Origin of the sequence: Lactiplantibacillus xiangfangensis, from assembly GCF_001438845.1 — a bacterium.
GTDB lineage: Bacteria > Bacillota > Bacilli > Lactobacillales > Lactobacillaceae > Lactiplantibacillus > Lactiplantibacillus xiangfangensis.
The window spans coordinates 20801-41384 of record NZ_JQCL01000029.1 but is presented as its reverse complement, the minus strand read 5'-3'; the positions used below and the strand labels follow the sequence as shown (position 1 = coordinate 41384).

General features: G+C 47.3%; 14 protein-coding genes. 9 read left to right on the top strand and 5 right to left on the bottom strand.

The features are described from left to right. Positions 1-34: 34 nt before the first annotated feature. From IV64_RS02625 to IV64_RS02610, 4 genes are all read right to left on the bottom strand, one after another. A complete protein-coding gene (locus IV64_RS02625; protein WP_057705615.1) occupies positions 35-841 on the bottom strand; it encodes an AraC family transcriptional regulator in 807 nt (268 codons plus the stop codon). 94 nt (positions 842-935) lie between these two features. Further along, positions 936-1820 carry an ROK family protein gene (locus IV64_RS02620; protein ID WP_057705614.1) on the bottom strand — a complete coding sequence of 295 codons (885 nt, stop codon included), beginning with the start codon at positions 1818-1820 and terminating at the stop codon, positions 936-938. Further along, the gene (locus IV64_RS02615) at positions 1820-2608 is read right to left on the bottom strand and encodes an alpha/beta hydrolase (protein WP_057705613.1); all 789 of its coding nucleotides are present in this window, start codon (positions 2606-2608) and stop codon (positions 1820-1822) included. Before IV64_RS02615 ends, IV64_RS02620 begins: the two co-directional genes overlap by 1 nt. A 25-nt stretch (positions 2609-2633) precedes the next feature. Then, positions 2634-3878 carry a PTS sugar transporter subunit IIC gene (locus tag IV64_RS02610; protein ID WP_057705612.1) on the bottom strand — a complete coding sequence of 415 codons (1245 nt, stop codon included), beginning with the start codon at positions 3876-3878 and terminating at the stop codon, positions 2634-2636. 349 nt (positions 3879-4227) lie between these two features. Here IV64_RS02610 and yicI point away from each other — a divergent pair, with 349 nt between their 5' ends. The 4 genes from yicI (at position 4228) to xylB (ending at position 11384) form a co-directional block, all read left to right on the top strand. Then, positions 4228-6516, top strand: coding sequence for an alpha-xylosidase (gene yicI, locus IV64_RS02605; RefSeq protein ID WP_057705611.1), 2289 nt, complete (start codon positions 4228-4230; stop codon positions 6514-6516). A 95-nt stretch (positions 6517-6611) separates the two neighbouring features. After that, on the top strand, positions 6612-7802 hold the full coding sequence (locus tag IV64_RS02600) for an ROK family protein (protein ID WP_057705679.1): 1191 nt from the start codon (positions 6612-6614) through the stop codon (positions 7800-7802). A 618-nt stretch (positions 7803-8420) separates the two neighbouring features. Beyond that, a complete protein-coding gene (gene xylA / locus IV64_RS02595) occupies positions 8421-9776 on the top strand; it encodes a xylose isomerase (RefSeq protein ID WP_057705610.1) in 1356 nt (451 codons plus the stop codon). A 102-nt stretch (positions 9777-9878) separates the two neighbouring features. Then, positions 9879-11384 carry a xylulokinase gene (xylB, locus tag IV64_RS02590; RefSeq protein ID WP_057705609.1) on the top strand — a complete coding sequence of 502 codons (1506 nt, stop codon included), beginning with the start codon at positions 9879-9881 and terminating at the stop codon, positions 11382-11384. 529 nt (positions 11385-11913) lie between these two features. Here the strand turns inward: xylB and IV64_RS02585 are convergent. After that, on the bottom strand, positions 11914-13947 hold the full coding sequence (locus IV64_RS02585) for a beta-galactosidase (RefSeq protein ID WP_057705608.1): 2034 nt from the start codon (positions 13945-13947) through the stop codon (positions 11914-11916). 406 nt (positions 13948-14353) lie between these two features. On the opposite strand from IV64_RS02585, the gene IV64_RS02580 reads away from it, so the two are divergent. From IV64_RS02580 to IV64_RS02560, 5 genes are all read left to right on the top strand, one after another. After that, the gene (locus tag IV64_RS02580; protein WP_057705607.1) at positions 14354-15385 is read left to right on the top strand and encodes an aldose epimerase family protein; all 1032 of its coding nucleotides are present in this window, start codon (positions 14354-14356) and stop codon (positions 15383-15385) included. Positions 15386-15668: 283 nt separating this feature from the next. After that, a complete protein-coding gene (locus IV64_RS02575; RefSeq protein ID WP_057705606.1) occupies positions 15669-16847 on the top strand; it encodes a galactokinase in 1179 nt (392 codons plus the stop codon). A gap of 36 nt (positions 16848-16883) precedes the next feature. Beyond that, positions 16884-17888, top strand: coding sequence for a UDP-glucose 4-epimerase GalE (gene galE / locus IV64_RS02570; RefSeq protein WP_057705605.1), 1005 nt, complete (start codon positions 16884-16886; stop codon positions 17886-17888). Next, positions 17888-19363, top strand: coding sequence for a UDP-glucose--hexose-1-phosphate uridylyltransferase (locus IV64_RS02565; RefSeq protein WP_057705604.1), 1476 nt, complete (start codon positions 17888-17890; stop codon positions 19361-19363). Before galE ends, IV64_RS02565 begins: the two co-directional genes overlap by 1 nt. A 24-nt stretch (positions 19364-19387) precedes the next feature. Next, complete coding sequence (locus IV64_RS02560) at positions 19388-20383, top strand: LacI family DNA-binding transcriptional regulator (protein ID WP_057705603.1); 996 nt, start codon at positions 19388-19390, stop codon at positions 20381-20383. Positions 20384-20584 lie beyond the last annotated feature (201 nt).

The following is a 20584-nucleotide window of genomic DNA, read 5'->3' as shown; positions in this document are numbered from 1 at the left end:
GTTGTTTACTTAACCTTTGCTGATCGGTACGGTTTTAAAAGTAGAAATGCCGGAACTTCCCGGGTGTGATGTGCTCAAAACGTTTGAAGACGGAGATGAAGTGGCTGTTAGTGTTAAAGCCAACCATCTTACCAACTTGTTCAACGGAGTATTTTGAGTTGTTCAGCAGGAGTTCTTTGGCCTTCTGAATCCGGTACTGCAATAAATACTGGTGCGGCGACGTGCCCGCAAATTTACGAAAGACTTCCAAGATGTATTGTTCACTATAATTAGAAAACTCCGCAAAATCATTGTTCTCAAGGTCTTCACTGTAACGATCGTGAATCAACTGGATAATTGGTTCAATCACGTTTTGGTAAATTGGTTGATTACGTGGATTGGTGATCATGTGGCGCTTTAACAATAGTAGAAAACTGTACACTAACTCGGATGAATGGTAAATCTTCAGTGGATCGGGGTCCTCAATCTCCAAGTGATGAGTTTTTATAAAATCAAACACCTGGTTGTCTTCTTCTTTAATCAATAAATAATCATGAAAACTTAGCATGGCCGTGGCTTCTGCAATTAAGGCACCGCCGAAGGTAAAGAACTCGGTTTGCCAGTCGCCACCATTTGAATGGTAAGCGTGTGGGATGCCTTGGTTGATCAAGAGGCCTTGTCCCGGCCCCAGTGAGAAAGTGTGATCACCCACGGTTACTTCACCGGTGCCGGACAAGCCTTGCAACCAGTGAACGTATGGGTAGCCGTGAGGACGGTTAATATCTTCTTGGTGCCAATCATAGCCGATACTGTCTACGAAGAACGGTAGCGATCGGTCGGTAACACGAAAGCTATAGCGCATATTAAAAAGGCCCCCAAACTTAATCTAACGTATTTTATAATAGCATGCGGCACTCATAAACGCGGGTGGCACGTGCTACAAAATGCAAAAAAAATTATTTTTCTGGATAAGTATTCATAAAATCAACCGCAGCCCCACGTAAATTGGCACCGTCAGTGAAGGCACATGGCACCACCTCGGGATCGAAGGGGGCGATGGTCACGATTTTGCGAATCTTTTTGATTTCAGCAAGAATGCCGGGAATTAATTCGGGGTTATTCGAAACTGCCCCGCCTAAAACGATCTTTTCAGGGTCAAAGCTGTATTGCAAGTTGTAAATGGCCTTAGCTAAGGCGGCGTACATAGTTTGAACTTCGGCTTGAGCGTCGGTGTTTCCTTGGTCAGCCAAGGCGAAAACGTCCTTACCGCTGTAAGTCTTACCGTCGTTAACGCGCTTCGTGTACCGTTTGCCGACCCGGACTGGTGAGCCGAGCTCACTTAGGGTCGACTGGTCGTCCATTAACATGTAACCAAGTTCGCCGCCAAAGAGGTGGGCACCGTGTTCAACCTGTTTATGTTCAATGATGGCACCGCCAATCCCGGTTCCGATAATCATGAAAATCAGATTATCAACGTCTTTACCAGCCCCAGCTGCGACCTCGGCTAAGGCGGCACAGTTGGCGTCGTTTTCGATGGTGACGGGGAGCCCAAATTTTTCTACGAGCGCCGAATGAATATTAAAGTAGTGGATGTAAGGAATGGCGCTCGCACCTTCAATCTGACCACTCTGCTTGTTAACGGCACCAGGAGAACTAATACCGACCCCGCTAATATGGTAGTCGCGTTTCATCTGTTCAACGGCCGTGGTGAGGGCGGTATAGAATTCTTCTAAAGTTGCGGGTGTTGGGATCGCTGGGTAGGTGTGGACTTGTTGGTCCGCCCAAGCGCCCAACTTGATGCTAGTACCGCCAACGTCAATTAAACCAATTGTTTGTGTCATTATTTAGTACCTTCCTTATTTGTCAAAATTGTTTTAAACCGATTCATAATCGTTGGTAACTGGTGATCCCAAAATTTGAAATCGTGGTTGCCGGGTCCTTCAAAGTAAGTGTAACGATTAGCAAACGCCGTGTTAAGCACGGGACGGATGGCCTGGTTCATCTGGTAAAGAAAATCTTCAGTCCCAACCGTTTGGAGTACTTGGAGCTGGTTTACTGGTAAGTGCGTGGCTAAGTAAGTCAGGTCTGCGGGGGTCTGATGAAGGTCTGATTGATTAAAAATCAGGGACCAGTCGGGTACCAAATTAGGATTTTCTTGACCAAATTCGGTGACGTCCATTACCCCGGAGAGGGCTGCGACCGCGGCAAAACGGTCGGGATGGGTAAAGGCCCACTTATAAGCACCGTAGCCTCCCATGGAAGCTCCGGCGACGAAGTTTTCGCTAGGCGCTAGTGACAAGGGATAAAAGAAGCGCATCCGTTGTGGAAGCTCCTCAGTAATGAAGTGCCAGTAGCGGCCACCCGCGGCCATGTCGGTGTAAAAGCTCCGTTCGGCGCGGGGCATAACGACGGCAATACCCGTATCGCTTGCGTAGCGTTCAATCGATGTGTAGCGTAAGAACATTGATTCATCATCGAACAGGCCGTGCAAGAGCCACATAACGGGTAGGCGGTGGTTCGCCGGTTGAATAGGAACGTCATTACCGACTTTTGATTCTGGTAAGATGACGTACGCCGTCGTGTTCATTTGTAATTCGTTAGAGTAAAACGTGGTTTGGTGTAGAGACATTTTTTAAAGTCCTCCTGAATCAGATTTAATTTGATACGGCCTGTAATTGTTCTTCCTGCCAAGTTTGACGGTCATAAGCGTGGAAGAAGGGCCAGTAGATCACAATGGCAATGAGTAGTTCAATCAATTGCCAAACGGCGGCGCGCCAATCGCCCCCGGTCACGAGAAATCCATTTAAAATCGTTGGGGTGGTCCATGGAACTTGGGCCACGACCATGCCGATAACGTGTGCCTGCATCAAGATGTAGGTTAATCCCTGTAAGAGCATGGGAATCCCAATGAACGGAATTACGAGAATTGGGTTCATCACAACGGGGAGCCCGAACATGACGGCTTCACTGATGCCGAAGCATGACGGCGCTAAGCTCATGTGTCCCAATTCTTTAAAGCGCTTACTTTTTGCGGTTAACGCGCACAGCGTTAACGCAAGAATGGCCCCGGTACCACCGATGTTCATTCCGAAGTTTAGAAAGCCATCAGCAGTGATTCGAGTGGCCGCCTGACCGTCAGTCACGTTCAGACCGTTGAGCACTAACGATTGTAGAAAGAATGGACTGAGCAACGCGCCGATGACGTTGTTGCCGTGAATCCCTAATCCCCATAAGAGTAACGTTAAAAATAAGATGACCATAATACCCAGAAAACTATTAAACCCAACGATCAGCGGCGTAAAAATCCATTGAATTAACGTGCTGATTGACCAGGGTGACAACCATTGCAGTAGGCCGGTCACGAGGAGAACGCCCAGTGCGGGCAGGCCACTTAAAAACGATGCCGGTACAGCTGGAGGTAAATTCCCCGTGTTTTGGGGATGAAAGTTGTGGTTAGATAACCAGTTCAGTCCTTCAATGGCTAGAATGGGCACAATGATTGCGGTAAAAAAGTTAGCCGGTCCAAAAGCCGTCCGGCTTAAATGCCCCGTTGCCGTCAAATTAACCATTAAATAGGCAATGATCCCGATGCTTGTGCCCGTCTGCGGACTCAACTGATTTAATTTAGTGGCTGCAAAGCTCATGTTAATGGCCACTAAGAGTGAAAAGTAATTGAAAATCAATTGAATTGGAACCTTCAGTTGCGGCAGAACTGGTTGGATGAAATGTTGCCAACCAACCCAGGGAAACTGTGTCACGATAACGAATAGGCTACCAATCAAGACTAGGGGACCGATAAAGTTCAGACCCATGTTTAAAATTAAGAGAATTTTCAAATTGCTGAATTTAGTTAGGACCGGATCGAGTGCTAATTGCATTTTTTCCATTGTCTTTGCCATACGTTGATGCCTCACTTTGCCCCTACTTTAGCATGAGTAATCGTGCTTGTAATTAAGTAAAGTTATTCAAAAATACACGATAATGAAACTAAAATATAATGTATTTCTGACCGTTGTAGCAATAATGGCTGAAAATAATGCCAAAATACTTAACTACAAATTTTATTATGTTTTTTGTAAAAATGGTTTGAATTATGAGTGATGTTGAGTGTACAATGTAAGCGTTAACTTGATTTAGTTGAATAAAACAACCAACTTACCTACTAATCATAGTTAGCGGTAAACAGAAAAGCAATCTTTTTTGCGAATAAATAATATAGATGAATAAAGTTAAAAGAAGGTGCGATTAGTGAAATTTACAAATGGTTATTGGATGAATCGCGACGAATACGACGTTGAATCACCAATGGAAACGTACGATGCAAAAAAAGTTGGCAAAACGCTGACGACTTTTGCGCCCTTTAAGCGCGTCTTATCGCGTGGCGACCAGTTAAACTTGGGTGCCACAACGATGACGTTCACTTCACCAATCGAAAATGTGATTGGGGTAAAACTAGAACATTTTGATAGCGAGGATCACGGGCCTAAGTTTAAGATCAATGACCAAGATCCTGACGTGGACATTCAAGTTGATGATCAGATGGCGTCTTTGACCAGTGGCCAGTTAAAAGTTTCTCTACCGCTTAAGACGGACTTTGACATGAAGTTTACGGCGAATGGTGAATTGATTACGGAATCCGCACAAAAGGCACAGGGTGTGATTTTTAATCATGACACTAAGGTCAGCTACATGCGCGAACAACTCGCAATGGATATCGACGAAAAAATCTACGGTTTAGGCGAACGGTTTGGGAACTTCGTCAAGAACGGTCAGTCAGTCGATACTTGGAACCAAGACTGTGGGACGGGTAGTGAACAAGCTTATAAGAACGTGCCGTTCTACATCAGTAGTCGCGGTTACGGGGTCTTCGTGGACGAACCACAACGAGTTTCCTTTGAAGTGGGTTCCGAAAACGTGGACCGGGTTCAGTTCAGTACTGAAGGCCAATCCCTTCAATATTACGTGATCTATGGCCCAACACCAAAGGAAGTCTTGCACCGTTACACCGAATTAACGGGTGCCATCAACTTGCCACCAGCTTGGTCATTTGGCTTGTGGCTCAGCACGTCGTTTACGACGGACTACAGTGAAGCCACCGTATTGAAATTTATCGACGGCATGAAGGAACATCACATTCCACTCGACGTCTTTCACTTTGACTGTTTCTGGCAAAAGGGGTTCGAATGGTGCACCCTTGCTTGGGATAAGGAAATGTTCCCAGATCCTGCTGGCTTATTGAAGAAGATTCATGATCGCGGTATTAAAGTCTGCGTTTGGTTGAACCCGTACGTTGCGCAAAAGTCACCGCTCTTTAAGGAAGCCAAGGATAAGGGCTACTTATTGAAACGTGAAAATGGCGACGTTTGGCAATGGGATCTCTGGCAAGCAGGGAACGGCTTCGTTGATTTTACTAACCCCGACGCCACTAAATGGTACCAAGATAAATTAAAGGAACTCCTCGACATGGGTGTCGACTGTTTCAAGACCGACTTTGGTGAACGGATTCCGGTTGATGACGTGAAGTTCTTTGACGGGTCCGACCCGCAACAAGAACATAACTACTACACGTTGCAATATAACCAGGCCGTTTACGAAGCTATTGAAGAAGTCAAAGGGAAGGAAGAAGCGGTCGTTTTTGCGCGTTCTGCAACTGCCGGTTCCCAATCTTACCCAGTACACTGGGGTGGCGATTGCCTCTCCAACTACAATTCAATGCGTGATACCTTGCGCGGTGGGCTATCATTCTTGCTCTCTGGTTTTGGGTTCTGGAGCCATGATATCGGTGGTTTCGAAGACGGCGATGACCGCCCAACACCAGATCTTTACAAACGCTGGACACAATTTGGACTGTTGTCATCACACAGTCGTTACCACGGCAGCAACGTTTACCGGGTACCGTGGAACTTCGATGACGAAGCGGTTGCGAACACCAAGCGTTTTGTAGACTTGAAGTTATCATTGATGCCATACTTGTATACCCAAGCGGCGCACGGTGCCCATTATGGGAACCCATTGATGCGGCCAATGTTCTTAGAATTTGGGGAAGACCCGAACGTCTACGACAACGGTAACCAATACATGTTTGGGTCACAGTTATTAGTCGCACCGATTTTCAATGACCGTGGACAAGCCCATTTCTACCTGCCAGGTGGCAAGTGGACCAGCATCTTAGACGGTAAAGTTTACGATGCGCCCGCAACGGGTCAATGGATCGATGAACACTTTGACGAATTGAGCCTACCAGTTTTGGCACGGCCAAACTCAATTTTAATTCAAAATCCAAAAGCCGTTCACGCGGCCTACGATTACACCCAGAACGTCGACATTCACTTGTATCAATTGCAAGATGGTGAAGTCGCAGCCAAGATCGTTGATGGTCATGGCAATGACGTGGCCACCGTCACGGCACACCGGAATGGCAATCAAGTGACCGTTGACACACAAGGTGTCAGTGGTGACGTAACGGTTTACGTTCATGAAAATGATGGGATTGCTTCAACTAAGTTAACAAACGGGCAAGCAACCATTACCCTGTAAATAAGCAGTTTAAAGACGACTTGTTAACAAAAATGTAGACAAGTCGTCTTTGTATACATATGATGATGGTATAGATAAAAGGTGAGGTCATGGGCATGGAACAGCGCAGTTTGAATCGGGATCAACTCCACGATCTGAATTTAAAATTAGTTTTACAACAAATTATTAATCATCCGGCAACGTCGCGGATTGAGATCTCACACGAGCTAGAGTTGCACAAGTCGACGATCTCATCGCTATATAATACCTTGATGGCGAAACAGCTATTGACCGAAATTGGCCAGGGGGCGGCGTCAAACGTTGGGGGTCGGAAACCAACGATGGTGACCGTTAACCGCGATTACGGGTATACGGTCACGTTTGACCTGGGCTATCGGCACTTACACGCAACGGCGAACAACATTGATACGACAATCATTGAGTACCAACGGATCGACATTGTTGACCAACCGATTACGGTCATGGTCGCAAAGTGCCAGGCTTTTCTTGCTAAGATTGCGTCTGAAGTGACGACGGTCAACGGGTTGCTCGGAATTTGCTTTTCAATTCACGGGATTATTAAGGACAATCAGATTCTGCAATCACCGTGGATCGATATGCAAGACGTCGACTTAGTTCGGGTCTTTGAAACGCAGTACCACGTTCCGGTTTTATTGGAAAACGAGGCGAACTTATCTGCCATTTATGCCCGTGACTTTAGTACCGACCAACCGTACCGCAGCTTTGTAACGCTAAGTATTCACCGTGGAATCGGGGCCGGCATTATTTTAGACCAGCAACTGTCGCGGGGTGAAAACGGCCGCGGGGGTGAAATTGGGAAGACGCTGACGTTACTCGGTCCCAACACCGCGGGTCAGTCCGTAGAGTCCCTGTGTTCGGAAGATGCCCTGATCACGCGCATTGAAAATGCCAAGCAACTTGAACACTTAGACCGCACCGCGATTATCAAGCTCTTTGAGGCCGGTGACCGCGATACGGAGCGAATCTTACGGCAAGCGTGCAGCGTCGTAGCGGGCCTCATCTTTAACGTGGTCACCATGCTCGATCCGCAGGCGGTCTTCATCAACTCGCCACTCATCGAAGGGTTACCAGAACTGATGGATGAGATTCGCGGCGACTATCAAGACATTGCCCAAACAGACTTTCCAATCAACTTGATTCCACGGACCCAGTACGTGACGCTATTAGGTGGCTGCTCACTGATAACGCACCACGTTTTGAATTTGGATGACTACGAGCTCCGTTTCCAACAAGGTGAAGTCGCAGCCTCTATTAGTGAAAATTAAGACGTCGTAATGAAATAAATAACTAAAGATTGAAAGTCCCAAAATGGCTGTCAACGTTGCAACGGCAATAATTATTATTCCTAAAATTAGCCGTTCCATCGGGTAGCCTCGAGTAGTGCTATGGGGGACGGTCCCAGCCAAAGGACGGTCTGGAACCTCACTTCAAAGCCGCCAGCCCACGTCTTTGAAGTGCCCCGCAAGATTAGTCGGATAAACCACCGGCTAATCTTGCCGACACAGCACTCGAGGCTACCCGACTGCGCTAAAAACTATCTTCTTATTGCTTTTACTGTCAGCTAATCAGTGGCAACCTTCGGGCATCCGATTAGCGGCACATTTATCATAGGCAATTTCCAGCTATGGTAACGCTTGAACTAGTTTTAGCACTTTCAATCTTTAGTAAATAACCTTTAAACGTCCCCATGCCGGTATTCGACCGGAGTGGGGACGTTTTGCTGTTGATTTAAATGGGTAAAAGTTTTGAATAATGTGGCTAAAAGTGGTGAAAATGAAGCAGTTTTATCAAAACCAAGAAAGCGCTTGCATTTGCAAAACTAAGTTTTATAATGATACTTGTAAGTTGGTTGTTGGAACAAACTAACGTGGAGGGATATCGAAATGCAAACAAAAATAAGTTATTGGAAAGGTGTCGACAAGATTCAATACGTCGGCCATCAAGATAAAAAATCTGGCTTAGGCTTTCAATATTACAATCCTGACGAAGTGATCGGCGGCAAAAAGATGCGCGACTGGCTCCGTTTTGCGGTTGCCTACTGGCACACTTTTGATCAACGACTAGTCGACCCATTTGGTGATGGGACTGCGCAACGTCCATACGATCACATTACCGATCCGATGGACTTAGCTTTAGCGAAAGTGGACGCCGCTTTTGAATTTTATGACAAATTAGGCGTTGACTACTTGTGCTTCCACGACCGCGACTTAGCCCCAGAAGGTGACACGTTACGTGAAACCAACAAGAATCTGGACAAAGTCGTTGACCGCATCGTTGAATACCAAAAGACGACCGGGATGAAGGTTCTTTGGAATACCTCTAACATGTTTACCAACCCCCGCTTTGTTGAAGGGGCCGCAACGTCACCATCCGCAGACATTTTCGCCTACGCCGCTGCACAATTGAAACACAGCTTGGAAATTGGGAAGCGTGTCGGTGCTGAAAACTATGTCTTCTGGGGTGGCCGTGAAGGTTACGAATCACTTTGGAACACGAACATGAAGGCTGAACAAGAACATGCAGCTAAGTTTTTCCACATGGCGAAGGATTACGCTAACGAAATTGGGTTCGATGCACAGATGCTACTTGAACCAAAGCCAAAGGAACCATCAACCCATCAATATGACTTTGATGCCGCAACGACGATTGCCTTCATGAAGACTTATGGTTTGGATAAAGACTTTAAGTTGAACTTGGAAGGTAACCACGCTAACTTGGCTGGTCATACTTATCAACACGAAATTCGGGTTGCCCGTGAAGCCGGTTTATTAGGTTCATTGGATGCTAACCAGGGTGACAAGTTGATTGGCTGGGATATTGATGAATATCCTTCTAACCTTTACGAAACGACTGCTGCAATGTACGAAGTCGTTGAAAACGGTGGCATTGGCCCTCGTGGTGGCTTGAACTTTGATGCTAAACCACGGCGGACTTCCTTCGCACCAAACGACTTATTCTACGGCCACATCGTTGGGATGGACAGCTTCGCTGCTGGTCTCCGGGTTGCCATGAAGATGAAGGAAGACGGCTTCTTGGAAGATATCGTGAAGAACCGCTACGCCTCATACGGCAGTGGTATCGGTGCGGATATCGAAAGCGGCAAGGCTGACTTCAAGTCCCTTGAAAAGTACGCAATCGACAAACCACAATCTGAATTATTAGCAGCAACTAGTTCTGATCACCTTGAAGAAATCAAGGATACGATCAACCACTACATTATCGATACATTAAGTAAATAATTAGGTTAAGAGAATTGATGACATTTTGAGATAGAGAATGGGAGAAGGGCCTGAGACCAACGTCGCGGGTCCTTTTTTAAAAATAAAAAGTTGGTGAAAAATATGAGTGCAGTAGTATTAGGTGTTGATTTAGGGACCAGCGCGGTTAAAGTGTTGGCCGTAGATAAGGCGGGGACCGTCGTTGCCCAGCAAAGTGTTGGTTATGAATTACAACAGCCACAACCGGGTTATAGTGAACAACGACCTGAAGACTGGGTTACCAGTACGACGGCTGCCATTCAACGGTTAATCAGTGAGGACCATTTAAAGCCTGAAGACATTCAAGGGATCAGTTATTCGGGTCAGATGCACGGGTTAGTGTTATTGGATGCGAACCACCAAGTATTGCGGCCTGCAATCTTATGGAACGATACCCGAACCACGCCACAGTGTCATGAAATTGAACGGGTGATGGGTGATCAATTTGTCGAAATCACGGGTAACCGGCCACTTGAAGGCTTCACGTTGCCTAAGTTATTATGGGTCAAAGAAAATGAACCTGAAATTTGGGCCCAAACGGATTGTTTTGTTTTGCCTAAGGATTACGTTCGTTACCGCATGACGGGACAACTCGCCATGGATTACTCTGACGCGACCGGGACGGTCCTGTTAGACGTTAAAACGGGCAAGTGGAGCAAGACGATTTGTGAGCAACTTGGGGTTCCTGAACGAATCTGCCCACCTTTGATGAAGTCGGTGGATTTTGCGGGCAATGTCACGCCGAAGTATGCCCAACAGACCGGGTTAACGATTACCACCAAGGTTTATGGTGGGGCTGCGGATAACGCTGCCGGTGCGGTCGGTGCTGGGATTTTATCCGAAGACAAAGTCATGGCTAGCATCGGGACATCCGGCGTGGTCTTGAAGTATGAAGATAATCCTAATACTAACTATCACGGTGTTTTACAGTTTGAAGACCACGCCTTTCCTGACAAGTATTACTCGATGGGCGTCACCTTGGCGGCCGGCTATTCGTTGAGCTGGTTTAAAAAGACGTTTGCGCCCGACGTTGATTTCACGGAAATGGTTGCCAGCGCTGCCAAGTCAACGGTGGGCGCCAACGGCCTAATTTTTACCCCGTACATCGTGGGTGAACGGGCACCGTACGCCGACGCCGACATCCGCGGGAGCTTCATCGGTATCGATGGCACGCACCAGCGCTACGATTTTGTGCGGGCCGTTTTGGAAGGCATTATCTTCTCGTTTAAAGATTTAATGCAGATCTACGAAGAGCACGGCAGTCAGTTTAAGACGGTGGTCGCCATCGGTGGTGGCGCAAAGAGCCCGCTCTGGCTGCAAATTCAAGCCGATATCTTCAATCACCCCGTAGTCAGTTTACAAAATGAACAGGGGCCCGGCATGGGGGCGGCAATGATTGCGGCCACTGGTCTGGGTTGGTTTGATTCGATGGAAGACTGCGCTCAAACCTTCGTTCATTACGGCAAGGTCTACGAACCGATTGCTGAAAACGTGACGGCTTATCAACAGATTGACCAAGTCTATCACCAAGCCTATTCACAAACTAAGGGCATGACCGCGGCGTTGATGGCTTATCGGCGGGCTGAATAATTAAGAGTGGACCAAGGGGCGGTTAGTTTATGAGCATTAACGTGGCGTCAGTGATTGTTCCTGGGTTTGGGACAGTCGCTGATGCCGGGTTAAGCGGAATAAACTGCCTTTTGGACCACGTTTCGACCATAGTTATAGGAAAATACTTGTTTAGAAATATGAATCTCTTAGTCACCTAGTCCGGTTGCCGCTGGTAACATGCGGTCGTGGGACCGGGTCGAGCCTGAGAAGCGGTCTCGCCCCTCGCCTGGAACAATTGCAAACGGCGCAATTGTTCCAGACCGTCCGTGGTTTAAGGCCGGAAGAATTCACCGGCCTAAGACCACCTTCACGACCGATGCTATCAGCGCCAACCTCTGGCTATGCGACGAGCTAGTGTGTTCGTAATGATAGATAAATGACTTTTGCCATATACTGAGAAAATAAGCATAAAAGAATACCCGTTCAGAAACGCTGATTTCTGAATGGGTATTCTTTTTTTGAACGAGATTCAATTGTAATTCAAATTAAAGTGTTAGCCGGAAAAAACTCAGTTGGCCTGAATGATTTGAACGGCGTAAGGGGCTAGTGTTAAGACCCCGCTATTGATAGCTTTACCAGTTAATAAATCCTTAGCGTTCGCTGGTGCCGCGTAGTGATAAGTACGGGTGTCAGCGGTCGTGTTGATTAAGAAGTCGTAGCGGGTACTTGCTGATTTCCGGGTTGTTAATTCGATACCCTGACTGTCAGCGGTTGGCTGGTCGTTTGTTTTAAGATTCAATAACGGCATTAATTGTTCACCAAGCGCTTCCATGCCAGCTTGATCGAGGTAGGTCCCAACGAAGAAACCGTGGCCCTTACCGTACGCGTTTTGAGTGACGGCGTGCGTTGCGTTGTAGAACTTATCCGCTTCATAGCTAGCTAATGGTTTTGCAGTGCCGAGGTGTAACAGGCTGCAGACGATGTTTGCCTTAGCCGTTGTCTGGTCGTTAAACGTGATCTGGCAGGTGCTGACGGGTGGCAAGACGTCCCACTCTTCAGACCAAAGGCCAAGGGCTGGTTCCAGCTGCTTAAAGTAGCCCCCTTGATAAACGTTATCGTGTTCGTCGACGGTTGCGCTCATAGTGTTGGTGATAAAGTTACCACCGGCGTGAACGTAGTCGTTGACTTTATCAGCTAAGCCATGTTTAAACATGAAGAGCGCCGGGGCAATCACGACTTGATAGTCGGAAAAATCATCTTCCGGTGAAATCATTTCAACGGGGATGTTGTGGCTGTAGAAATACTGGTAGTAGGCGTGCACTTGGTCAACGTATTGTAAGCGAACGTTAGGACCCAGCGCAAAGTCGAGTGCCCAGAAACTGTTCCAGTCAAAAATAATTGCGACTTGGGCGTGCCGTTGACTCGTTAATAAATCAGCTGGCAATTTTTGGAGTTCGGCACCAATTTGGCCGGCTTCCTTGAAGACCCGGGTCTCCGTAGAATCAACGTGAGAAATAATTGCCCCGTGTAAGGATTCGCAACCGTTACGGGCTTGTCGCAACTGGAAGACCTGAACGGTATTAGCGCCGTGCGCCATCGCTTGAAAGCTGAGCATCCGGAATTCGCCGGGGTCCTTGAGCGCGTTATAGGGTTGCCAGTTTTGTTGGCTCGGTGTTTGTTCCATGAGCATGAACGGCGCGTGCTTTAAGCCGTACATCAGGTCATGGTTCATTGCGGTAAAGGATGCCGGAGTATCAAAGCTTGGGTAGTTATCCCATGAAACGACGTCGAGTTCCTTAGCCCACTTAAAGTAGTCCAAATCTTTCTGGGTTCCCATGAAGTTAGTTGTGATAGGAGTCGCTGTATCAAGCTCACGAATGATGTCTTTTTCCATCTTGAAGTTGGAAAGCAGGCTGTCGGATTGGAAACGGCGGTAGTCGAGTGACTCGCCGCCAAGCGTGGCGCCGCCATTTTCGAACTCATCAGTATGTTGATCCGGTGGCACGATTTCGTCCCAGTCGTTGAACGTGTGGCTCCACATATTGGCGTCCCACGCGTTGTTTAATTCAGTTAGGGAAGCGTAGCGCTTTTTCAGCCAAATGCGGAAAGCTTGCGCACAGTTATCACAGTAACACTGGCCACCGTATTCGTTAGAAATGTGCCAACAAACGATATTCGGGTTACCCGCGTAGCGTTTGACGATCTGAGTGACCAATCCTTTGGCGAGCCGTTGAAAATTCGGGCTGTTCGGGCAGGCATTATGCCGTTTACCAAAGCCTTGGCGGATTCCGTGGGTGTCGACCCGGTTAACGTCGAGATACTTTTTAGTCATCCAAGCGGGCAAAGCAGCGGTCGACGTCGCCATGACGATCTGAAAATGGTGTTGGCCAAGCAAAGCAATAATTTTGTCCAACATGCTAAAGTTATAGGTGCCTTCTTTAGGTTCTAGTAAGGCCCACGAGAAGACGTTGATGGTTGCGGAGTTAACGTGTGCCTTTTCTAGCATGGTTAAGTCCTTTTCCCAAGTGTCTTCTGGCCACTGTTCGGGGTTGTAGTCGCCGCCGAATAGGATTGGGTAGTCTTTAAAAAATGTTTGATTCATAATTTCGGTGCCTCCGTCCGATGTTTAGTAATCGTTTACAATACTTAAATTATCACAGAATGCGGTTAAAGTAATTCAACAGAATTCTCTATTTATATCACAAAGCTAAACTAACTTACTTTTGCTTAACTAGACTGATAGCGGTGATGTTTTTTAGTGAATGTATTAAAAGTATTGATAACTAAACATTTTTGTCAAAATTCTAAATAGGCCGTTAGAATCCATATTACGGGTGTCTATAAACGATGATTTTTGGTAGATGAATATTTAAAGCCAGTCAAAACTCGTCGTGAAAGGTTACCATGGCCGATTTCGTGACGAGCTTTTTGATATTTTAGTAAAAATTTGTTATTTTACGTTATAATAACTAATGAAAACGCTTTATATAATTTGGAGGTGCGGCATTTTGAAAATTAAAAAAGAGGTTTTTGGTGAGTTAAATGGCGAGAAGGTCATGCGTTATGTGCTGACAAATTCACATCAAACCCGAATTGCGGTTCTGAGCCTTGGCGGGACTTTACAAGAGTTCGTAGTTGTTGAAAATGGGCAGGAACATCCATTGACGATTGGTTTGAAGACTTTAGACGATTACTTACATAACGTCTTTAACATCAGTCAGTCCGTTGGCCGGGTCGCCGGTCGAATCGGCGGTGCGCAGTTCGTATTGGACGGGCAGACTTACCACGTTGACATGAATGAGGGCAATCATTCCTTACACGGCGGTTACCATGGCTTTACCAAGATTAACTACGCGGGGCAAGTAGCGCAAAGTGACGACGCGGCCAGCGTGACGTTGACGCATCACGTGAAGGCTAGCGACGATCATTACCCGGGAAATTTAGCGCTAAAGATCAAATTTACGCTGAATGAGAAAGACCAGGTTAGCCTTGAATACGGGGCGCAAACGGACGCTCCCACGCTGTTTAATCCCACTAACCACGTCTATTGGAATGTGACGGATGGCCAACAGAGTCTTGACCATCAATGGCTACAAATTAACAGTGAAAAACGGGTTGAGACCGCGGCAGAAAAGCTCCCCACGGGGAAACTGTTACCAGTGGCGAAAACGGCGTATGACTTTAACCAGCCTCGCACGTTGACAACTGCTCTGGCAGATTTGAAAACGGAGAACGGTAAGGTTGAATTCGACGATGCTTATGAGGTCACGCCTAGTTTGACGGTGCCGGTCGCTTCAGTGGGAGATACCGGTGGTCAACGGCGAATCGACATTTATTCGGATCGAAACGGGCTCGTGATTTTCACGGCTGACCCGGTCGACGGTGCAAACCAGGATGCCCAGCGGTATAATTCGTTGGCAACTGAAGCACAGACGTTACCAGATGCCATCAACCACCCGGGCTTCGGGGATATCACGCTTCGTCCGGATCATCCAGTCACCCGACACATTATGTTTGATTATCATCATTTAGGCGAATAAAAAAGTAAGGGCCACATCCGAAGATGTGGCCCTTACTGTACCTAATAGTTGTGATAAGCATACCACAATTTCGAAGGACTGGTAAAAATTATTTGACTGACTTCCAGTTCACTTATCACGTGACCAGATATTAGCGGGTCAGAAAATAGAAGCTTAGGTTCTGGGCCCACCGCGGATTTGAGGATTAACCAATGCTTTCCTCAAAAGTGATTGACAAACTATCTGAAAAGGCTTACATTTAATTTAGTAAAATTTTAGTAAAGTGAACATGGAGGTTCCAACTATGGAAGTCGCTAACTTACAACAAGAATTCAAAACTATCTTTGATCGTGAATCAGGCCGGGTTTTCTTTTCACCCGGTCGGATTAATTTAATTGGTGAACACACTGACTATAATGGCGGGCACGTTTTCCCATGTGCAATTAGCATTGGGACTTACGGCGTTTACGCCCCCCGGACGGATAACGTCGTTCGGATGTACTCCGCTAATATTCCTGATCAAGGTATCGTCACGTTTGACGTTAACGACTTGGACTATCAAAAGTCTGCCGGTTGGACGAACTATCCCAAGGGCATGATGTACGAGTTAGCCAAGAGTGGCGTGCGGTTCGAACATGGTTTTGACCTCTTTGTTCACGGTAATTTGCCGGACGGTGCGGGATTATCCTCATCAGCGTCGATCGAACTCTTAATGGGAACGATTTTACGCAGTACGTTTAATTTAACGGTGAGTCAATTGGAACTCGTTAAATTAGGTCAAAAAGTGGAAAATGACTACATTGGCGTTAATTCTGGCATCATGGATCAATTTGCGGTCGGCATGGGAAAGAAAGACCAAGCGATTTTACTCGATACGAACACGATGGCTTATTCGTACGCGCCAGTTAAGCTGGGCAACTACGTGATTGTCATCATGAATACGAATAAACGGCGTGAATTGCAAGATTCAAAATATAACGAACGGCGCTCAGAATGTGAAGCAGCGTTGGCCCGGTTACAGAAGAAGTTGGACATCAATTCACTGGGTGATTTAGATGAACATGGTTTTGACCAAGCAGCCTATTTAATTAATGATGATACTTTGATTCGTCGGGCCCGCCACGCGGTGTTTGAAAATCAACGCGCCATTCGGGCTACTAAGGCACTTGCCGTCAATGATTTGACGACGTTTGGCCAGTTAGTCACGGCTTCCCACGTCTCACTGCATTATGATTACGCGGTTACTGGGAAAGAATTGGATACCTTAGCCGAAGCGGCTTGGAAACAACCGGGCGTTTTAGGCGCACGGATGACTGGCGCTGGTTTTGGGGGCTGCGCGATTGCCATCGTGGCTAAGGATGCGGTTGACGCCTTCAAGCAAAACGTTGGCCGGGTTTACGAGGAGACCATTGGGTACGCCGCCGATTTCTACATTGCAGAAATTGCGGACGGGCCCCGGGAATTAACGAATTTAGAAGCATAATTTGAGAGATTAATTGAACGTGGAGGTAATTTTGAAATGGCAGTGTTAGTTTTAGGGGGCGCCGGGTATATCGGCTCCCATGCAGTTGATCGATTGATTGCCAAGGGTTACGACGTTGCCGTGGTCGATAACTTAGTCACGGGACACCAAGCCGCTATCAATCCGCAAGCCCGGTTTTACGAGGGTGACGTCCGTGACGTTGATTTTATGAATGGTGTATTTGATCAAGAAGATGTTGAAGGCGTCGTGCACTTTGCGGCGTTTTCCGTCGTTCCGGAATCAATGAAAAATCCGTTGAAGTATTTTGATAACAACACTACGGGGATGGTCAAACTCCTGGAAGTGATGGCCAAACACGACGTCAAACGGATCGTCTTCTCGTCCACGGCAGCAACTTATGGTGAACCTGAACGGGTGCCAATTAAAGAAACTGACCCGCAAGTGCCAACTAACCCTTACGGTGAAAGTAAATTAGCGATGGAAAAGATCATGCACTGGTCCGACGTCGCTTACGGCATCAAGTTTGTCGCGCTGCGTTACTTTAACGTCGCGGGTGCTAAACCTGACGGCAGTATTGGGGAAGATCACCATCCTGAGACCCACCTTGTCCCAATTATTTTACAAGTGGCAGCGGGCGAACGGGACCAATTACAAATCTTTGGTGACGATTACCCAACGCCAGATGGGACCAATGTTCGCGACTATGTCCACGTGGTCGACTTAGCGGATGCCCATATCTTAGCCTTAGAATACTTAAAACAGGGTCACGATAGCGATGCCTTTAACTTGGGATCGTCGACTGGTTTCTCCAATCGGCAAATGTTAGAAGCCGCGCGGACCGTGACTGGCAAGCCAATTCCGGCTGTCATGGCGCCACGGCGCGCGGGCGACCCGAGCACTTTGATTGCGGCCAGTGATAAGGCGCGCAAGGTGCTCGGCTGGCAACCACAATACGATGATGTGCATGAGATTATTAAGACCGCTTGGAATTGGAAGACTAGTCATCCACGCGGCTACGATGATCGGGGAGGCAATGCCTAATGTCAGTATTACAACAATTTGTGGATGCCGTCATTGCGGCACCGTCAACATACACCGCCATGGATCGGATTTACGTGACGAACCACGTTTTAGCACTGGTTGGTGAAGGTCCATGTGCGACCACAACTAGCAATGACCTGGATAGCTTAGTCACGGCGTTGGTTCAAACGGCAATTCAAAATAACCAAATTGAAGAGACACCGTCCGCTAAGGAAATCTTGAGTGATCAACTCATGGACTTAGTGACGCCGTTGCCATCGGTCGTCAATCAAACTTTCTGGGATAAGTACCAAGTGAGTCCGGAAACGGCCACGAATTATTTTTACCAGCTTAGCCAAGCAAACGACTACGTTAAGACTAAGGCAATTGCGAAAAATGTGGTCTTCAATACGGCGACGGATTTTGGTGACCTTGAGATTACTATCAACTTGTCCAAGCCGGAAAAGGACCCTAAGGCGATTGCGGCAGCCCGTAACCAGCCGGAAAATGGTTACCCGCTCTGCCAACTCTGTATGGAAAATGAGGGTTACGTGGGTCGTTTAGGTTATCCTGCCCGGAGCAATCACCGAATCATTCGGTTGACGGTCAACGGGGAACCATGGGGCTTTCAGTACTCACCGTATGCTTACTTTAACGAACACTCAATTTTCTTAGATGCCGTTCACCGGCCAATGGTGATTGACCGGCAGACGTTCATTAACTTATTAGAAATTATCAAACAGTTCCCACACTACTTTGTCGGCAGTAATGCGGACCTCCCCATCGTTGGGGGATCAATGTTGTCCCATGAACACTACCAAGGGGGTCACCACGTCTTTCCAATGATGAAGGCTCCAATCGTCAAATCGGTTGACTTAGGCGTTGCTGGCGTTACCGCCGGAATCGTTAAATGGCCGATGTCGACATTACGGTTAAGCAGTCCTGACGCCACTGCATTAGTGAACGCGGCGACGAAGGTGCATAATGTTTGGAAGGACTATTCGGATGAAAGCGTGGATGTGCGGGCCTACACGGATTCAACGCGCCACCACACGACGACGCCAATTGCCCGTAAAGTGGGCGACCAGTACGTCTTAGACTTAGTTTTACGCGATAATCAGACATCTTCTGAATTCCCAGACGGTATCTTTCATCCGCATCAGGATGTTCAACACATTAAGAAAGAAAATATCGGTTTGATCGAAGTCATGGGGCGCGCCATTTTACCCGCACGGCTCAAGGTCGAATTAAGTGAAGTTGCAAAATACTTGCTAGGTCGGCATAATCATATGGTAGCGATGCACCAGCCATGGGCGGATGCACTGCAGGCAAAATATGAATTTAATGATGATAATGTGACGACGATTTTGGACCGTGAAGTCGGCCACGTCTTTGCACGCGTATTAGCGGACGCGGGCGTTTTCAAGTGGAATGACACTGGTCTAGCGGCGTTTGACCGCTTCGTGACCGCTGTCAAAAATACGTCATCTAACTAGTTATGAATCAGGGGGGCCAATTGAATGGCGGCAACGTTAAAAGATATTGCAAAAGAAGTTGGTGTGTCACTCGCAACGGTATCGCGGGTCTTGAATAAGGACCAGTCACTTTCCGTTAGCGATGAGACGCGTCAGCGAATTTTTGAGGTAGCAGAACAGCTTCAATATTCAAAGAGCAAGCGACGGGCAACGCCAATTGCGCGCAAAAAACTCGCCATCGTTCAGTGGTATTCGGAATCCAAAGAACAAGATGACCTGTACTATATGTCCATCCGAATGGGCATTGAACGGCGCGGTCAGCAGCACCAGTTCGAAGTGACGCGGATTTTCCAAAACAACGTTCGAAAACTGGACACCAATGTTGACGCCATCATTGCAATTGGTAAGTTTAGCCCAAAGCAGGTCTATAACATGGCCACCATTACGGACAACCTCGTTTTTGTAGATGATGATCAATTTGACAGTGGCTTTGATAGCGTGGTTACGGACTTTCGGACGGCCACGGAAAAAGTTGTCGACTATTTCTGGGGCCGTGATATTCACGATATCGGGTTTATTCACGGCACTGAAATGACGACCGACCACGAACTTGAAGTCGTCGATCGACGGATGCTAGGTTTCCGGACGGCGATGGAACGCCGGCACGCCTATAATCCGAAGGTCGTTTTCAAGGGCGATTACACGAGTGAATCCGGGTTCAAAATGATGAAAAAAGCCATCACGACCTTGGGCGACAAGTTGCCAGAAGCCTTTTTCGTTGCCAATGACCCAATGGCGGCCGGGGCGCTCAAAGCCCTCCAATCTGCGGGGATTAAAGTTCCAGAGCGTGTTAAGCTATTTAGCTTTAATAACACGTCGCTCGCAACGTTCGTTTACCCAGAATTAAGTGCGGTTAACGTCGATACGGAACTCATGGGAACGGACGCGGTCGACTTGATTATGAGCCGACTGGAAGGCCGGACCACGGTCCAACGAGTTGAACTTGGCACTAGTCTAGTTGAACGCGACAGTACAAAGTAAAAAATATGCTCCAACTACTTTTAGCGAGTAGGGGAGCATTTTTTTGGAACAATCATAAAGGTTGAAAGGTAGATTTGAGCGCGGTTGTATCAGCGTTTAGACTAATACAAATTAGATACCGGTAAAGCTAGTCCGGTTGCCACTGATGACATGCGGTCGTGGGACCGGGCCGAGCCAAAGAGCGGTCTCGCCCCGATTCCG